A 16,756-nucleotide genomic window follows, 5' to 3' on the forward strand; every position below is an offset into this window, starting at 1 on the left:
AATTCGCGGCCCAACCTTAACGCCGGGCTCCCACTACCGCGAGCGATATAAAGCCGTGCGCGAGCGCACCGCAACAATGCGCTCGGATGCATTGCAGCATGACCGCATCCGTCCCTGTTTACGCCGCCCACCGGCCGCGATTGTTCTCCGCGAGAACGGGCCGGATCAGCCGGCCAAAGCGCTCGGCCTCCTCGTCGTGCAGATAGCCGGACAGGCAGAACGAATGACAGCCGGCATCGATGAATTGCTGCAGCGTGTCGGCGCACTGAACGGGATTGCCGACCACGGCGATGCCGGCGCCCGGACGGACCTTGGTGATGCCGGTCCACAGATGCGGCAGCAACAAATCGCCATGCTCGCGGGCAAGCTGCTGTACGCGCAAATTCGCTTCAGACTTGTTGTAAAGCGTCTTGATTTCCTGCTTCTGCCGCTCGGTGGCGTGGCGCACCAGTTGATCGGCGGCCTCCCAGGCGTCCGCTTCGTTTTCGCGGCAGATCACCTGCAGCCGCATGCCGAAGCCGATGTCGTTTTCGCGGCCATGGCCACGCGCCATCTCCCTGATCTCGGCAATGTTCGCGGCGATCTTTTCCGGCAGGTCGCCCCAGAACAGATGCACGTCGGAATGTTTGGCCGACAATTCCCAGGCCTGGCGCGAGCCGCCGCCGAGATAGAATTTTGGAAACGGCTGCTGGTGCGGGCGCGGCCTGATATGCGCGCCAGACAATTTGTGAAATCTTCCTTCGAAGTTTAGCGGTCCGCGCGTCGTCCACAGCGCTTTCAGGATCGAGACTTCCTCCTCCATCAGCGCGTAACGCTCTTCCTTAGGGTAACGCACGCCCTCGCCTTCGACCTCGCTCTCGTTCTGGCCGGCGATCAGATTGATGCAGATGCGCCCGCCCGACATCTGGTCGAAGGTCGAGATCATCTTCGCCAGCAGCACCGGGTTGATGTAGCCCGGCCTTGCTGCAATCAGCGGCTTGATGGATGACGAACGCGCCGCCATGAATGCGCCGGATATCCATGCTTCCCAGCACACCGAGCCGACCGGGATCAAAAGATATTCAAAACCGGCCGCTTCCGCCGCCTGCACCACGCGGTCGCACAGTTCGGGAGAGCCCGGAATCTGCGCGTCCATCAGGCCATAGGCCGTGGTGTCGCCATGCGTGGGCAGATACCAGCCGAATTCGAGTGGACGCATGGACGTTTCTCCCTGTCGACACTTGTTGCTCGGTCGTTAGGCAGATGAGTTTAACGGTTGCGAAGGCCGGGGCAATCGGGTTCCGGTTGCGGGGCGGTTTTCGATTTCAATCGTGCCTAGGGCAAGATAGAATTTCAGTCATGTCACCGGTCTCGCTGCTGCTCAATATCATCTGGATCGTTCTCGGCGGCGCGTGGATGGCGTTCGGCTGGCTGGTTGCCACCGTCATCATGGCGATCACGATCATCGGGATTCCCTGGGCACGGGCCGCGTTCAACATCGCGGCCTATACCCTGTTCCCGTTCGGCTTCACGGCGATCTCTCGCGACGCCTATACGGGCCAAGAGGATATCGGCACCGGACCACTCGGGGTGATCGGCAACATCATCTGGCTGGTGCTGGCGGGATGGTGGCTGGCGCTCGGGCATCTCGCCACGGCCGTGGTGCTGGCGGTGACCATCATCGGGATTCCCTTTGCCTGGGCACACCTGAAGCTTGCCGGAATCGCGCTTTGGCCGATCGGCAAGGTCATCGTCCCCACGGCTTAGTTTCAGGTCAACCCTTGGTCTATCCCGAGGCTGCCGTTTCCGCCGGCTTCAGCCGCTCGAACTCGGCGTCGCTGATCTCGGTCTGGGCCACCAGCACGCTGCAGCGCAGGCGCTTGACCAGATAGCTGCCGATCGAGCCGAACCAACGCGCCAGCGTCCCCTGCGGGCGGTGGCCGACGACGACAAGATGCGCGCCGATTTCTTCGGCAACTTCGGCAATTTTCTGCCCGGCATCTCCGACCTCGAGCCGCGCGGTCGGCGAAAATCCCAGCGCCTTCAGCCGCTCGGTGCCTTCGTTCAGGATGGCCTTGTAATCCTCGGTCTGCAGTTCGATCGGGATCGTAAGGCCGGCCTCGGGCGTCATGATCGAGGAAACCTCGACGACGGCGAGCAGAAAGACCTCGGAACGGCAGAGTTGTGCGAGCTTTGCGCCCTCCCGCAACGCGCGCCGCCCCTCGACCGAACCGTCATAGGCGAGAAGAACCTTCTTATACATCGGACGTCCCCATCCATGGTCTAGAAGATTAACGCGGCAAGACTAGCACCAATTGAGGGGAAGGAATCGGAATTTTGCATGGGAAACGCGGGTCGCCGGCCGCCACCCTCGTCTCCCCACCCCTGCCAGGGCCGTTGCCCCTGCCCGGCCAATCGGCTAGATGAACCCCCGAAACACCCGTAGCTCAGCTGGATAGAGCGTTGCCTCCGAAGCTGGACTCTCTGCCGAGCGCGCCCGCTCAGATCTCCTTTGGAATCAGTCTCCTTAAACAACCAAACTCGCGACCTCGTCGTCAGTTTTCCGGCATGCGTGAACAACACAAGGCTTGGCGCGCCAACCAACCGCAAAGATGAGCCAGTTGAGTATGTCCAATCCAGGATACGATGTCGTTGGCGATATTCACGGCTATGCAGATCCCTTGCACAGATTGCTACACAAGCTCGATTATGCCGAGATCGACGGGGTTTTCCGACATCCAGAACGAAAAATGATCTTTGTCGGCGACTTCATTGATCGCGGCCCGCAACAGCAAGAAGTTCTGCGGGTTGCCCGCACGATGTGCGAGGCGGGATCAGCCAGCGCGGTCTTGGGAAATCACGAGTTCAACGCCATTGGCTGGGCTACTCAACGTGAGAACGGAGACTTTCTACGAAGTCACTCTCCGAAGAATGCGCACCAGCACGCGGAATTTCTCCGTCAGTTCGAAGAGAACTCGGCCGCCCACCGGGATGCCGTCAGCTGGTTTAGGAGCCTGCCGGTTTGGTTGGACCTCCCTGGCCTTCGAGTGGTTCACGCTTGTTGGCACGAACCTTCGCGCGAGATCCTGATGTCAATGCTCGACGAGCGGGGCTGTCTCACGGCGGCAGGAATCCGGGAAAGTTATCGCCATGGAACAGACGCACACGCCGCCGTCGAGATACTTTTGAAAGGCCCGGAGCAGCATCTGCCCGAGGGAATTCATTTCTTCGACAAGGACGGCCACAAGCGGGAGGAAGTCCGACTCCGTTGGTGGGATCAAGACGCGAAAACGTTCCGAAGCGCAGCTCTCAGCATGGACGGGCGAGAAGACGAGCTTCCTGATTCACCTCTCCCTAGAGATTTCCGATACACCGCGAAAAAACCTGTGTTCTTCGGCCACTATTGGCTGCACGGAAGTCCGACGATGACAGCTTACAATGCCGCATGTCTGGACTTTAGTGTCGCCAGGAAGGGCTATCTAACGGCTTATCGGTGGTCGGGGGAAACTCACTTGCTGAAGGAGAACCTGGTTTCGGTCCCGGCTTAGGCGGGTACATCGCCTGCGGCGCAGCGATTTCGGCCCGCCACAGTCCCGCACGTGCTCTTCCAGCGCACCCGACACTGTTCGAACGTGTGACCGACGCCTGAAAGAGGGCCACGCAACCCTCCAACCGAGCCTTCCAAGCCCTTAACTGGCCGTTGCCCCTGCCCGGCCAATCGGCTAAACGAAGCCCCGAAGCACCCGTAGCTCAGCTGGATAGAGCGTTGCCCTCCGAAGGCAAAGGTCACACGTTCGAATCGTGTCGGGTGCGCCACTTCGGTACAAAGCTGGGCACTCCAAAACCTGCCGATTTTGCGCTTGAGGCGGCGACCAGGGTGCGCAGGAGCACGTTTTTCGACCCCATGATGCGAACCCCTTTCGCGTCCACCTCGATGCGCTGGGCCAGCGCGCGGAGGTGGTCGCGGCGGTAGCCGCCCGACTCGGTCCGCATGCGCTTGCGGGCCTGGCTGGCGAAGGTCTTGAGCGCCTGGGGTGTGATGCTCGGCCCAGCCCGATCAAGCGCGCCCTCGGCCCGCTCCGCGTCAGTGCGGGCCTGGTCGCGGACGGACTTCAGCTCGGTCACGCGCTCCTTGAGCAGCGGATCGGATACGTCGGCGACTCCGTTTTCAATCGCGTCATACAATCGCTTGAGTTTGGCTTCCGCCTCGGACGCACGCTTGCGCAATTCGGCGATATGCGCCGTTCGGCGCTCGGCGCGCTCCTTCCGGCGATACAGAACGGCCGATAGAACTTCCTCGAGACGTTTGGGCTGCAAAAGGCGCTGCTCGATGTGCTCAGCCACCGCGCTGTCGAGCTTCTCCATCGGAACGGTACGGCCCTCGCAGCCAGTCTCCCCCTGCCGAGCCTTGGTCGAGCACGTGTAGTACCTGTACCGCCCACTCTTCCCGGTCCTCAGCTTCATCGCGCCGCCGCACGCGGCGCAGAAGCAGATGCCGGTAAGGAGGGTCGGTCCGCTGACGACGCGCGGCGCGGTTAGCGTGGGACTGCGTGTCCTGAGCAGCATCTGCACGGCCTCGAACTCGGCGGCGTCGATGATCGGCGGCACCACCATCTCGACCACCTCGGCCTCCGGTTTGCGCTCGCGCGTCTTCCAATACTTAGTGTTGAAGCGATGGCGGCCGATATACGTCGTGCGGGTCAACACCTTGTGCACGGCGTCGACGCCCCAGCGTCCGCCATCGCGCGTCCGGATGCCGGATTCGTTCAGATGCTTGGCGATCGATTTGACGCCCATTGACCCCGAAGAGCCGTTTCCCTCCCGCGCCAGGCGATAGATCAGCCGCACGGTCTCGGCCTGGATGGGATCGATCTCCAGTGTCTTCTTGGTGCGGTGGCCACGCTGCTCGGCGGCTTCCACGATGCGGTAGCCGATCGGCGGCAGCGCGCCATTCCAGAAGCCTTGGCGCGCGTTCTCCTTCATCGCCCGCAGCGTATGCTTGGCGTTCTCCTTGGACTGATATTCGTCGAACAGCGCCATGATCTGGCGGATCATGTTGCTCATCGGATCGTCGCCAAGCTCCTGAGTAATCGACACCAGCCGCACGCCGCTCTTGGCGAGCCGGCGGACATAGAACTCAAGCTGGAACTGGTCGCGGAAGAAGCGGCTGAAGCTGTGGACCAGGATCACCTCGAACGCCGACGGCTTTGTCGTCGCGGCATCGATCATACGCTGGAATTCCGGCCGCCGATCGTCGGTCGCGGATGCGCCGGGCTCGACATAGTCGGTGACGATTTCCCAGCCGCGCGACGCGCAATAGCCTTTCGCTTGGCGGCGCTGATCCGGGATGAAGAGATCGCTGTCCGCCTGCCGTCCCGTTGAGACCCGCAGGTAGAGTGCCGCCCGAACCGTTACAGCCATGGTGATGTCCCCTCAATCCTTCCCAAACAACTCGTCGAACAGATCACCGAACCAGGCTTCGAACACGTCGATCTCAGTTTCGGTCACCGGCACGTCCTTCGGCCAGTCGTCCGTCACCGTCCATGTCACCGAAGCGCGCTTCGCTCGTCGTCGGCCAGGACGCGCGGGCGCACGCGCATAGTCGTAAAGATCGTCAAGTTGCGCGCGGTCCGGCGGACGCCGTGGCTGCGACTTGTGAGGGGGAGCCATGGCGCCACTGTGGCAATCTTGGCCGATCCGCTGAACGGCCGATGTCTACGCCAAGTCACGCTGCAGCCCTGCGAGCTCGCACTTTCTCTGCAGCATGAGCGCGATTGCGCAGAGCAGGCCATGAACGCATGGCAGCAAAAGAGCCGGGCCAGCGGAGCGCAGTCAAGGCCGCGAGCCGGCGGAGCCGGTCGCGCGAAGCGCGAGCCTTGACGGCGTTCCGTTGATCCGGCAGCGGCCTCCCATGCGGTCATGGCCAGACATCCCGCCGAGCACGCGCAGCAAACCGCTACGTTGCGATGGGTGGCGCTCGGGATATTGATTCCGAACACCTTTTTCGTTGAAGCGGCACTGGGACGTTTTGCGCAGTGCCGTTACCGTGTCATCCAAAACAATATGCTGACAAACACTTACGACCCTCGACAGCACGGAGCGACACCGTCGCTTTTATCTTGCCGTCGATCCCAGACCTTGGTCGCCGCTCTCGTTCCCGCACTAACAAACGCATCAAAGCGACGGGTGTAAGAGCCGGTTGATGAGCTGAACCAGGGTGCCCTCCAACTCTTCCGGAGAGCTGATGGTGATGCCTTGTTTGTAGTACTGCTCGACCGGGTGGCCGATGCCTATCGCCGCCAGCCGAATGTCGCCGGCTTGCTCGATCTCGCTGGTGACACGGCTCAAATGGCGGTTCAGATACCCATCGCCATTCGTGTGCAATGTGGAATCGTCGACCGGCGCACCGTCGGACAGCACGATCAGACATTTCTGCCTTTCTTCGCGTCGGCGCAAACGCGACGCAGCCCATTCGAGGGCTTCGCCATCAATATTCTCCTTAACGAGGTCTGGCCGTAGCATCGCGGCACAGTGTCGCGCGCTCAGCTTCTCGCCGGCGCTGCAATATATGATGTGCAGCAGGTCGTTCAGTCGCCCGGGATAGGAGGGCTGGCGGTCGCTCAGCCATTTTTCTCGACTCCGACCGCCCTTCCAGCGCGCGGTCGTGAAGCCGAGCACTTCCTGCTTTGCTCCGAGGCCGTCGAGCAGGTCCGAGGCGACCAGCGCAGCCCTGGCCGCGAACAGCATAGGTTGTCCGCGCATCGATCCGGAATGATCGATGAGCAATGACACGATCGTATCAGCAGCCCCAAGACCGGAGTTGTCTTGGGGCTGGGCGGTCTCCATGCGCGCACGCCGTGCAGCAAGATCCTTTTCGAGGTCGTACAGCTGTTCGGGGTCGACCTTGGGAAAGCGCTCGGCCCAGCGCCGGTCAGAATCGGGGAGCACCGCAAGGACCGCATCCAAATCGTTGGCCTTGATCTCCACGTCAAAGTTTCGGGTATAGACCTGATAAGGCCGATCGGGATCGAACCGAACCGGGCGACGCCGCGATCTCCAAAGCGATGGCAAAAAGCTCAACGCAATGAGCGCAACGAGCGTCGTCAAGAAAGCGTTACGCCAAAGCAAGCAAAGCTCCAGTGATCTCGACAGTAAGGCGCAGCGAGTGGTTGGCAACGCAGACCGGATGATTCCGACGTGATCGGCAGCGCGAGAGCTTCGCCGCCGACCCGCGACGTACTAGCACGTACCCTTTTTGTGCCAGCCATGCCTGGTCGGCCTTCGACTTCGGCTCGATCGCGATTTCGACCAGCAACGGCTGCGCGGGGATGTCATCCGGCATTCTTCAGTCTCGAATCTTCGCTCACCCACCTTCTTCGGCTCGGCGGCAGAATAAACAGTGCGTGCCACCTGATGGGTAATACTATTCTAGCGAAGGTTGGTCGACAATCGAGAGGGATCGAGTGCCAAATCATAGCACCACGGCGAAGCAATAGTGCCCATCTTCATCGGCCGTGGCGCGCCATTAACTTCCTGAGGTACAGTCGATTTCAGGATCGGTCCAAACGATCCTGGACCAAATTTCTGTTTAGCCCGGGATTTGGCCTAGGGAAATTTACGGCCCCCCGTTACTTGGTTGGCGGAACGGCAAGTCTTCAAGTCCGACCAAGTTTTTCAACGGCGCTCGTCGCGGGGTTGTTCTCCCGGGCCGTGCTCCCGAGCGATCAAGTCCTCGAGCCATAACGACTCGTTCCCCTCGGCGGGGACGCGCGTCGACTGCAATTGTCTCGTCCAGTTGCAGGCTTGCGGGTGATAAAAGACTTCGCGACCGCCCTTCGCCAGGATCGCGAAAAAAACATAGCGCTGTCCAGGTTGAAAAAAGAATTCGCAGTCCAGCGTTGCGTAGACGTCCATCAGCTTGATGGTGCGCGCGAGCCTTTCATGGCCTTTCCACACGCGGTCGACCTCAATGAGCCATGCATGGTTTTCTGACTGGACGACCTTGCCGGTAAACACATATTGGGCGCGGTCGAAGCCAGCCTCGGGAGAGATCGGATCGCAGCGACATGCGTGTGCAGCGCCAGCGCCCCACACCCAGCAGATCGCCAACACGAGGAGCCTCTCCAGATTCTTCATTCTTCCCACTACCTTCGCCGGTTCCGCGCTACTCGCGCCTGAGAAGAATGCCGCACCTCGCGCATGCGAGTGGCACAGGTGGTTGGCAGGAAACTGTGGCCACTACCCGGCGCTTAGCTCGCCGCGTCCTTGATCGCGGTTTCGAAGGTCTTTGCGTCGAAGGCCGGCATACTTTGGATCCGTCCCAGACCCTGGGTCGCGTACCAGACGGAGAACGCGAGCATCGCCGCCTCATTCGGCGCATCGACGATGTCGACGAAATCGTAGTAACCCTGCGTGTAGTGGATCGACTCGATCTTGATGCCCAGCTTGTCGAGTTTTGCCTTGGCCTTGCTGGTCCGATCCGATTGCTTGCTTGCCCATTCCGGGCTCAGATTACCAAGCAGCACATATTTCATGGCTACCTCCATGTCATGTTGATCATGCGCGAAGGACCACACGATTATACGCCTTCCGCGGACCCGTGCCATGCCGTTGTGCGTAGCGGGAACCACAAGATACGGGCTCCTCGGCCGACAAGCCCTACAGCCAGCGCCGTACTCGCGCGCGGTAGCGGCGATAGCCGTCCCCGAACTTGCGCTCGAGATAGGCTTCCTCGCGGGCGATCACACCGTAGCGGATGACAAGCGCGAAGGGCACCAGCGTCATCAGCAGCCAGAGGCCGTTGAAGGCAATGGCCAGGCCGATGAGCCCCAGCACCATGCCGAGATAGATGGGGTTGCGGGTGAAGCGGTAGGGGCCGGCCTCCACGATCGTCGTGGTCGGCAGGTTGGTGGGCACGTTCGAGCCGGCCCGGATCATGGTAAAGATCGCCCACGCGACCAGCGCCAGCGCAAGGACAAACACTATAGCGCCGAGCCAGCCTGCAGATATCGCGGCCGGCAAGAACGGCAAGGGCATGAGCCAGTTGAGCGCGAGCCCGGCAAACACCGCGAGCGCCCACGCGATCGGCGGCCGGACAATGACGCCAGCGGTATCTGTCGTGTCAGCCATGGCGGGACCGGTGAACCTGTGCTCCCTTTGATGTGGCCACCTGAAGGCTATTTGCAAGCGTAGTGCAAATCGCAGGCAGTCCGAGATTTACCGGTTATCCCGGCGCCCTTGTGGAAGCAGGATTCCTCAGCGCTGATATCGGTTCCCGCTCGGGATTCTTGCCGCAACGTCAGGTCGGTTTTTCTCGAGCCAGGCCAGAGCCTCCGGACCGTCGACGATGCACTCGAACGTTTCCCAGGTCGGGTCCTCGAGGGATTCCGGTTGAAGCCGCTCTGCCGCGTACTCAACGAGTTCGTGCAAGCGTTCGTATCCTCGTCGGCCCTCAAGGGATTCCGCAACCGCCGTGCTGGCCCACTGTCGCTGGGCCAAATCGATAATGCTTGGAGCGTCAGCCGCGCTGAACCAGGGTGTGGCATCGAACTCGATGCAGCGGACATTATCGGCGGTATGGCAAGTAGCGTGGATCATTGGATTCCTCCGTTCGCCGGCTGACCATCTGCGCTAGCATGGCGCCTGATAGCGTTTTCAAGCGAAGTGGACGCCGGTTCGCGTTAAGAAAACGCGTCAGAACAAGAATCTAGAGCCCGGTTCTGATTCTATCAGAACCGAAAAGGCGCTAGCGTTTCACATCGCTGCCTCACACCCTCAGGCTTTGACCAGGTCCCCCAGCAGGTTCGCCGCCACAGTCAGCTTGGCGAGCGTCAGGCCACTGGCAGCAATCTCCTCGACCGAGCGGCGGATGCGCGTCGCTTCGGGGTGAGCCGCGAGCCAGGTCTCGACGGCCTGCTGGCCGGACTGGCCGGTTGCCAGCATATCCGCGGCCAGTCTTCTTTCGGCGCCACCGATCTGCTCGACGGCGCGATCGATGGCCATACGTTCGAAATAATCGTTTGCCGGCACGCTGCGCGCGGCGGCGATGATGCGGTCGAGACGGAAATTCGCCTCGGCAGCGAAGAAGGTCGCGGCGGCGTCGCCGATGGGGCGGGTGGTGCGCTCGGCAACCGTCACGATGTCAGGTGCCGAGGCCAGGGTGTCGAGATCGGCGAGTTCGCCGGCGAGGCCGGTCGGGACACCGGCATCGGTCAGGTCCTGCCAACGCTTGGCGCGTGCGGCCTGCAAGTCCGGCGGCAGGGTGGTGTCGAGCCCGGCGACGATCTGGCGGATAGCCGGGCCGAAGCGCGCGACGACGGCCTCCAGCCCATCCTTGAAATCGACATTGCGCACGTACCAGACCATGCGGGAGAGCAGGAGGTCCTGCACAGAAGCGTAGAGGGACAACTGCACCTGCCCGTCGATGCAGGTATCGAGTGCATCGATCGCGTCATTGAGCCACTTCAGTCCGTAGCATTCATCGACCGCCACGTAGGCCATGACGATGGTCGGGATATCGGCGTCCGTCTCGTCGATCAGGCGCACGACACAGGCCGGGCCGCCGCGGTTGATCACCGCATTGGCGAGGCCAGTCGCGATGATCTCCCGCCGCAGGCGATGGAATTCGACCGCTGTCGGGAATTTGTCCTGAACCTCGCGCGGAAAATACTGGGATAGTTCGCGGGCAAGATAGGGATCATCGGGCACGCTGGTGGCGAGCAGGTCATCGTAGAGGGTCAGCTTGGCGTAGGCGAGCAACACGGCAAGCTCGGGCCGCGTCAGGAACTGGCCGCGCCGTGTGCGCTCGGTGAGCGCTGCGTCGTCGGGCAGGAACTCCACTGCGCGACTGAGCAAGCCGCGCTGCTCCAGCGACTGCATCAGGCGGGTGAGGAAGCCGGTTTCGGCCACGCCCTTGCGCTCGGCGAGCGAGAGCGCCAGCGTCTGCAGATAGTTGTTGCGCAGCACCAGCACGCCGACCTCGTCGGTCATCGCGGCAAGCAGGCTGTTGCGGTCGGCGGGGCTGAGGCGTCCCTCGCGCTCGATGCGCGCCATCGCGATCTTGATATTGACCTCGACGTCGGACGTGTTCACACCGGCCGAATTGTCGATGGCGTCGGTGTTGAGCTTGACGCCCTTCTGCGCCGCTTCAATGCGGCCGCGCTGGGTGACGCCGAGATTGGCACCTTCGCCGATCACCCGGGCGCGCACGTCGCCGCCCGTGATGCGGATCGTATCGTTGGCGCGGTCGCCGGCCTGATCGTCGCTTTCCCCGGAGGAGCGGACATAGGTACCGATACCGCCGAACCACAAGAGGTCCGCGCGCGCCTTCAGGATCGCCGTCATCACCTCGAAAGGCGTGGCTTGCGGCTTGTCGAGATCGAGCAGGGTGCGCACTTCCGGAGCGAGCGGGATCGCCTTGAGCTGGCGCGAGAACACGCCGCCGCCCTGCGAGATCAGCGATTTGTTGTAGTCCTGCCAGCTCGATCGCGGCAGGTCGAACAGGCGCTTGCGCTCAGCGAAGCTGGTCGAAGGATCAGGCGAGGGATCGATGAAGATGTCGCGATGATCGAAAGCCGCCACAAGCTTTGTCGCCGGCGAGAGCAGCATGCCATTGCCGAAAACGTCGCCGGACATGTCGCCCACGCCGACCGCGGTGAACGGCATGGTCTGAATGTCGATGCCGAGCTCGCGGAAGTGGCGCTTGACCGCCTCCCAGGCGCCGCGCGCCGTGATCCCCATCTTCTTGTGGTCGTAGCCCTGGCTGCCGCCGGAAGCGAAGGCATCGCCGAGCCAATGGTTCTTCTCGGCCGAGATCGCGTTGGCGACGTCGGAGAAGGTGGCGGTGCCCTTGTCGGCGGCGACGACGAGGTAGGGGTCGTCGCCGTCATGGCGCACGGTGGAATCCGGCGGCACGACGATGTCGCCGTCGAGATTGTCGGTGAGTTCCAGCAGCGTGCGAACGAAGATGCGATAGGCTTCGGTGCCTTCCGCGAGCCAAGCGTCGCGATTGGAAGGCGGCGGCAGGCGCTTGGGAACGAAGCCGCCCTTGGCGCCGACCGGCACGATCACGGCGTTCTTGACCTGCTGCGCCTTCACGAGGCCCAGGATCTCAGTGCGGAAATCCTGCGGCCGGTCGGACCAGCGCAAGCCACCGCGAGCAACCTTGCCGAAGCGCAAGTGAATACCTTCGACACGAGGTGAATAGACAAAGATCTCGTAGAAAGGTCGTGGAGCCGGCAGGTCGTCGATCCGGCGCGCGTCGAACTTGAAGGAGATCACCGGACGCGGATATCCATTCTCGCCAATCTGCCACAGATTGGTGCGGATGGTTGCCTGCACCAGATTGGTGAAGCGGCGCAGGATGCGGTCTTCATCGAGCGAGGCGACGGATTTGAGTTGCTCTTCGACCTCGGCAAGCAGAGCCGTCTCGCGTGCCGAGCGCTCGGCATCCGTCAAGGTGAGGCGTGGATCGAGGCGGGTCTGGAACAGCGCGACGAGGCTGGCCGTGGTCGCGGCGTTCTTGCGCAAGGTCTCCCACATATAGTCCTGGGTGAACGGAGCGCGGATCTGGTGCAGGTAGCGCGACAGCGCCCGGATAGTCGAGACTTCCCGCCAACCCAGGGCGGTGCGCAGGATCAGGGCGTTATATCCATCGGATTCGGCGCGATCGCGGACCACCGCCATGATCGAGGCTTCCAGCCGATGGTTGAATTCCGGGCTGACCGCAATCGGCTGGCCGTCGCTGGTCTCGATCGTCATGTCGTGGAGCCAGACCGGCGGAGGCGCCGGCATGGCGCGGGGCGCGATCTGATAGGTGCGTTCGTTGACCACGCGCAGGCCGTGATTTTCGATCACGGGCACGCGATAGGATAGCGACAGCGGGGCGCCGTACGAGAACACCTTCAGTTCGAAACGCCGGGGATCGCCCTCGCTTTCGTCGCGGTGAACCGAAATCGCCACGGGACGCATTGGCGTGAGCTTTTCGATCGTGGCGATGTCGGTGATCGCCTGCTCCGCGCCGAACACCTCGGTATAGCCGCCGCTAAATGCCTGGGCATATCGGTTGGTGAGCATGCGCGCCCGCATGCCATCGGTCGACGCGGTGAGCGCGGCCTTCAGCCTGTCGGCCCAGGTCGCGGCAATGGCGCTGATCCCGGCTTCGAGCGTGGCGCGCTCGACGACGGGAGTTTTGCCTTCATAGCGCCCGATGATGTAATGAACGCGCGCAAGCGCCCCTTCAGGGAATGATACGTAGGAGGCGGCCAAGGTCCCCTTGTAGGCCTGCGCCAGGAAGGCACCGACGCGTGTGCGGACGTCAGTGTCGTATTTCTCGCGCGGAATGAAGGTGAGGATGGAGACAAAGCGATCGAACTTGTCCACCCGCGCCAGCGCCCGGACGCGGGGGCGCTCGTAGAGAATCAGGATCTCTATGACGAAATTGTTGAGAGTGTCGACGTCGATCTGGAACAGTTCGTCACGCGGATATTCTTCGAGAATATGCATGAGCGCTTTGCCCGAATGGCCGCTCGGGTCGAAGCCCGCGCGCTGGAGCACCCCCGAAATCTTGTGGCGGACATAAGGGATCTGTCGTACCGAGCGGGTATAGGCGCCCGAGGTGAACAGGCCGACGACGCGCAATTCGCCCTCGAGCCGGCCGTCGGGCGTATAGAGCTTGATGCCCACATAATCCATCCGGATGCGGCGATGGACGCGGCTGGAGACATTGGCCTTGATAACGATCAGCAGGGTCGGCTCGCGCATGAACTCGCGAATTTCCGGCGTCATCACCACCATTTCGCTGCCGCGGCGCAGGACCTTCACGTCGGGATCGCGCAAGATGCCGAGGCCTTCGCTGGTTGTAATGTCTTCGGACGCATCGCTGTCGGGCGAGAAGCGATATTCGCGCACGCCGAGGAAGGTGAAATTGTCCGCGCAGAGCCATTGCAGGAACTGGTTGGCTTCGGCGACCTCGTCGATCGGCAGCGGCGGCGGACTGGAAGAGAAAGTCTTGATCGCTTCCTCGACGCGGTCACGCATGGCGCGCCAGTCGGTGACGCAGGCGCGGACGTCGTTCAACGTCCTGGTGAGGCCGTCGATCAGCTTCTGACGATCGGCATCGGCGTCCAGGCGGGTGATGTGGAGATGAATCAGGCTTTCGCGCGTGCCCTTTGCTCCCTCCGGCAGTGCTTCGCCGTAGAAGCGCAGCAGCTTGCCCCGGTCATCGCGCTCCCCGGCGATGATCGGGTGAGCGACGAGGGTGACTTCGATGCCCTGCTCGGCGAGCTCCGCCATGGTGGAATCGAACAGGAAGGGCATGTTGTCGTTCAGAACTTCGAGCACGGAAATCTCGCGCCCGTCCGGCATCATCGGATTGACGACGCGGATATCGGCGCTGCCGGCCGTGCGCTGCTGCACGTGTTCCCAGGCCTGTTCCGCCAGGAAGGCCAGCGACGCGGCATCACAATTGGCGAGGTCCTCGACGTTGGTGTGGCCGAACAGAAGCTCGGCAAAGGTCCGGGGAGCCTTGCCCGGCTGCACGCTTCCCGCTGCTTCGCGGATCAAGGTTGCCCGAGCTTTATCGTCACGCCACGCCATAATGTCCTCCATTTGCTGCGCCGTCCGACCGCAGTCGCGATCGTCAGCTTGATTCTGGAGTGCATCTCTCCGCGCGCCAATGCCTCGACCGCGATCGAGCGCATGCGCGGTCTCAAAGCTTCGACAACTCCTGACGACAATACTACCATCCCAGAGCGATCAAGGCGCACGCTGTTGTGAGGCGTGCTGAGGTGCCCTACCGGCAGCGCGTGAGGCCGACGTCGGTGCTGACGACCGCCGAACCATTGATGTCAGACAAAATCACAAGCAATTTCAATTGTGTATGAGGTCGTAACTTGGTTCTGAATGGCCCACCAGAGTTTTTGGGGTATTCTTAAAATTTGCCGAGGCTGCTTGATCCAGGATTGGCCCAAAGCCGAATGCGCTGCTGTGGATTTCGATCGTATCGCCATCGATGACGGCAGCTTGACCCATCAAGTTGCCCCGCTGGGACGGCGACGGCACGCAAATCGCCGGCTGATCTCGCCCGACGCCGGCGCAATTCTTAATGAATTCGAGGCGCGCCCGTTTTCCGGGCAGCCCGCCGTCAGCTCACGCTGCGCAGCTTGCGGAGTGGCTCGGGGCATTGCCTGACGCCGCGTAACAGAAAGCCTCATAGTAGGCTTCCAGCTCCGCAACCGCGCGATGTTCCCATTCCCTGGCTTGCGCCAGGAGGGAGCCGCTATGAAGCGGCCGGAAGGCTGCGGTTTGGCGGTACAACGACGCGATGGTGCGGTATCGGCGAACGTTTTCCATGATGGCCAGGCTGTTCATGTTCGGATCTCCCCTTTCTTTCCCGGGCACGAATTTGCGGCACAACGATTTTCGATTAGTTAGCGGGACTGGAAGAGAATTCGCGTGGTTTCCGAACGGTTGACGCGCAACGGACGGCCGCGGCGTGGCCCCTCGGCGTCCGGAAATCCCACCGCTTCACTCGTCTGCGCGAATTGTCTGCGGCGCGGTCGAAGGATTGTCGCTCGAACAGACGACGTCCTTCGGCAAGAGAGACGCGCCGCCCCCATCAAGCCCCCATGCCGGGATCGACAAGGTACGGACACAGTAGGCCAACCCGATCCCGAGAAGCGATGCGCACAACATCGTGGCAGCGAACGGCCAGGTCACTCGTCTTGTTTGCGGTGGTGGTCGCAGGCCGGCCGCGGTGACGGCTGACATCTGGTTCGGGCTGGACACTGGTCAGGATCCTGACTGGAGAATGATGCGTTCGAGACCAGCCATCGCCGATCGCGATAGCCCGGCGCTGTCCGTCCGGCGCTTGACGCCGAACACACGGCGATCTGCCGAGAGCTATTCGATGCTCAAGGGCGGGGAGCCCTTCCCCGGCAGAGCACGCAAGGCCGCCCTAATGGTGCTTATGCTGCTGCGCGACTCCGCTTACGGCGGCTCCGGCATTTTCCTCGACGTTGTAGACGATCTCGACGGGCCCGGCCTTCTCGAACACCAGCGTACCCTTCACCTTCTGGCCGAGCTGGAATGACTCCTTGAGGCCGAGCATCAGGAGACGATACGAGCCGGGTTTGAGCTCCACGGTCTTGCCGGGCTTGATCTCGATGCCGTTCGCGAGCGGGCGCGTCTTCGACATGCCGTCCACGTCGACCACCTCGTGCACCTCGATCTGGCCTGCCGAGGGTGAGGCGCCTCCGATCAGGCGATCCGCAGTCTTTCCCTTGTTGGTGATGGTGAGATAGCCGCCCGCGATGTTGGCGTCTTTCGGGGTCGGGCGCGACCAGGGGTGACCGATGTCGATCGCGCCGACCTTGAACTCGTGCGCGCCGGCCCCGGTCGTAATGAGCACAGCGGCTGCGACAAAAATGGCCGCAGTGATAAACACAAAGATATCTCTGACGATGGTTGTCATAATTGTCCTACTCCGATACGCGCGCTGGACGGTTAAGGCGTAGAGAAACAATCAGACGCGATTACGGCCGGTGCTCGCCGTGATTGCGGCCACTGCCGGACGTGATTGCGGCCACCGCATCGTGACGCGACGCGAAGAAAATCGGACGCACAACCAGGCAGCCGGGCCGCACCTCTTTCACCATTTGCCCAACACGCGACGGCCACACCGATGCCGCGCTCGCGATGATGTCTTCGCTTTTCCGCTTCCCTCCCGTCGCCAGCAAGCCGCGCTTCTCGCACGATCCAGTCAATCTCGCGCCCGATT

At 62.1% G+C, this 16,756-nt stretch carries 15 protein-coding genes and 1 tRNA gene; 3 read left to right on the top strand and 13 right to left on the bottom strand.

Annotated features, from left to right (window positions below):
• Positions 1-118: 118 nt before the first annotated feature.
• On the bottom strand, positions 119-1,198 hold the full coding sequence (locus IVB05_RS42050; RefSeq protein ID WP_247782050.1) for an LLM class flavin-dependent oxidoreductase: 1,080 nt from the start codon (positions 1,196-1,198) through the stop codon (positions 119-121).
• 140 nt (positions 1,199-1,338) lie between these two features.
• Here IVB05_RS42050 and IVB05_RS42055 point away from each other — a divergent pair, with 140 nt between their 5' ends.
• Positions 1,339-1,746 carry a YccF domain-containing protein gene (locus tag IVB05_RS42055; RefSeq protein ID WP_247782051.1) on the top strand — a complete coding sequence of 136 codons (408 nt, stop codon included), beginning with the start codon at positions 1,339-1,341 and terminating at the stop codon, positions 1,744-1,746.
• A 19-nt stretch (positions 1,747-1,765) separates the two neighbouring features.
• On the opposite strand, the gene IVB05_RS42060 is transcribed toward IVB05_RS42055, so the two are convergent.
• Positions 1,766-2,242 carry a universal stress protein gene (locus IVB05_RS42060; protein WP_212417006.1) on the bottom strand — a complete coding sequence of 159 codons (477 nt, stop codon included), beginning with the start codon at positions 2,240-2,242 and terminating at the stop codon, positions 1,766-1,768.
• A 364-nt stretch (positions 2,243-2,606) separates the two neighbouring features.
• Here IVB05_RS42060 and IVB05_RS42065 point away from each other — a divergent pair, with 364 nt between their 5' ends.
• Together IVB05_RS42065 and IVB05_RS42070 are read left to right on the top strand one after the other, a co-directional pair.
• Positions 2,607-3,527: a metallophosphoesterase gene (locus IVB05_RS42065; RefSeq protein WP_247782052.1), complete on the top strand. Its 921-nt coding sequence runs from the start codon at positions 2,607-2,609 to the stop codon at positions 3,525-3,527.
• A gap of 191 nt (positions 3,528-3,718) precedes the next feature.
• Positions 3,719-3,795 (top strand) — tRNA-Arg (locus IVB05_RS42070).
• Here IVB05_RS42070 and IVB05_RS42075 read toward each other — a convergent pair.
• The 11 genes from IVB05_RS42075 to IVB05_RS42125 all read right to left on the bottom strand — a co-directional run bounded on the left by IVB05_RS42075 (position 3,766) and on the right by IVB05_RS42125 (position 16,715).
• Positions 3,766-5,400, bottom strand: a complete 1,635-nt coding sequence (locus IVB05_RS42075; RefSeq protein WP_247782053.1) for a recombinase family protein — start codon at positions 5,398-5,400, stop codon at positions 3,766-3,768. The two genes, IVB05_RS42070 and IVB05_RS42075, sit on opposite strands and share 30 nt — an antisense overlap.
• Before the next feature lie 753 nt (positions 5,401-6,153).
• Positions 6,154-7,086 carry a cobalamin biosynthesis protein CobT gene (locus tag IVB05_RS42080; protein ID WP_247782054.1) on the bottom strand — a complete coding sequence of 311 codons (933 nt, stop codon included), beginning with the start codon at positions 7,084-7,086 and terminating at the stop codon, positions 6,154-6,156.
• Positions 7,087-7,093: 7 nt separating this feature from the next.
• Positions 7,094-7,321 carry a hypothetical protein gene (locus IVB05_RS42085; protein WP_247782055.1) on the bottom strand — a complete coding sequence of 76 codons (228 nt, stop codon included), beginning with the start codon at positions 7,319-7,321 and terminating at the stop codon, positions 7,094-7,096.
• A gap of 332 nt (positions 7,322-7,653) precedes the next feature.
• Positions 7,654-8,115 carry a hypothetical protein gene (locus IVB05_RS42090; RefSeq protein WP_247782056.1) on the bottom strand — a complete coding sequence of 154 codons (462 nt, stop codon included), beginning with the start codon at positions 8,113-8,115 and terminating at the stop codon, positions 7,654-7,656.
• Positions 8,116-8,228: 113 nt separating this feature from the next.
• A complete protein-coding gene (locus IVB05_RS42095; protein ID WP_108512575.1) occupies positions 8,229-8,513 on the bottom strand; it encodes a GYD domain-containing protein in 285 nt (94 codons plus the stop codon).
• 124 nt (positions 8,514-8,637) lie between these two features.
• A complete protein-coding gene (locus IVB05_RS42100; RefSeq protein ID WP_247782057.1) occupies positions 8,638-9,108 on the bottom strand; it encodes an isoprenylcysteine carboxylmethyltransferase family protein in 471 nt (156 codons plus the stop codon).
• Positions 9,109-9,234: 126 nt separating this feature from the next.
• Positions 9,235-9,576, bottom strand: coding sequence for a hypothetical protein (locus IVB05_RS42105; RefSeq protein WP_247782058.1), 342 nt, complete (start codon positions 9,574-9,576; stop codon positions 9,235-9,237).
• Positions 9,577-9,753: 177 nt separating this feature from the next.
• Positions 9,754-14,586, bottom strand: coding sequence for an NAD-glutamate dehydrogenase (locus tag IVB05_RS42110; protein ID WP_247782059.1), 4,833 nt, complete (start codon positions 14,584-14,586; stop codon positions 9,754-9,756).
• Between the two features lie 540 nt (positions 14,587-15,126).
• Positions 15,127-15,348 (bottom strand): hypothetical protein, encoded by a 222-nt coding sequence (locus IVB05_RS42115; RefSeq protein WP_247782060.1) that lies wholly within the window; start codon positions 15,346-15,348, stop codon positions 15,127-15,129.
• 586 nt (positions 15,349-15,934) lie between these two features.
• Positions 15,935-16,450, bottom strand: coding sequence for a copper chaperone PCu(A)C (locus IVB05_RS42120; RefSeq protein ID WP_247782061.1), 516 nt, complete (start codon positions 16,448-16,450; stop codon positions 15,935-15,937).
• Between the two features lie 61 nt (positions 16,451-16,511).
• Positions 16,512-16,715, bottom strand: coding sequence for a hypothetical protein (locus IVB05_RS42125; protein ID WP_247782062.1), 204 nt, complete (start codon positions 16,713-16,715; stop codon positions 16,512-16,514).
• Between the last annotated feature and the right edge of the window lie 41 nt (positions 16,716-16,756).

The organism is Bradyrhizobium sp. 170, assembly GCF_023101085.1.
Classification (GTDB): Bacteria; Pseudomonadota; Alphaproteobacteria; order Rhizobiales; family Xanthobacteraceae; genus Bradyrhizobium.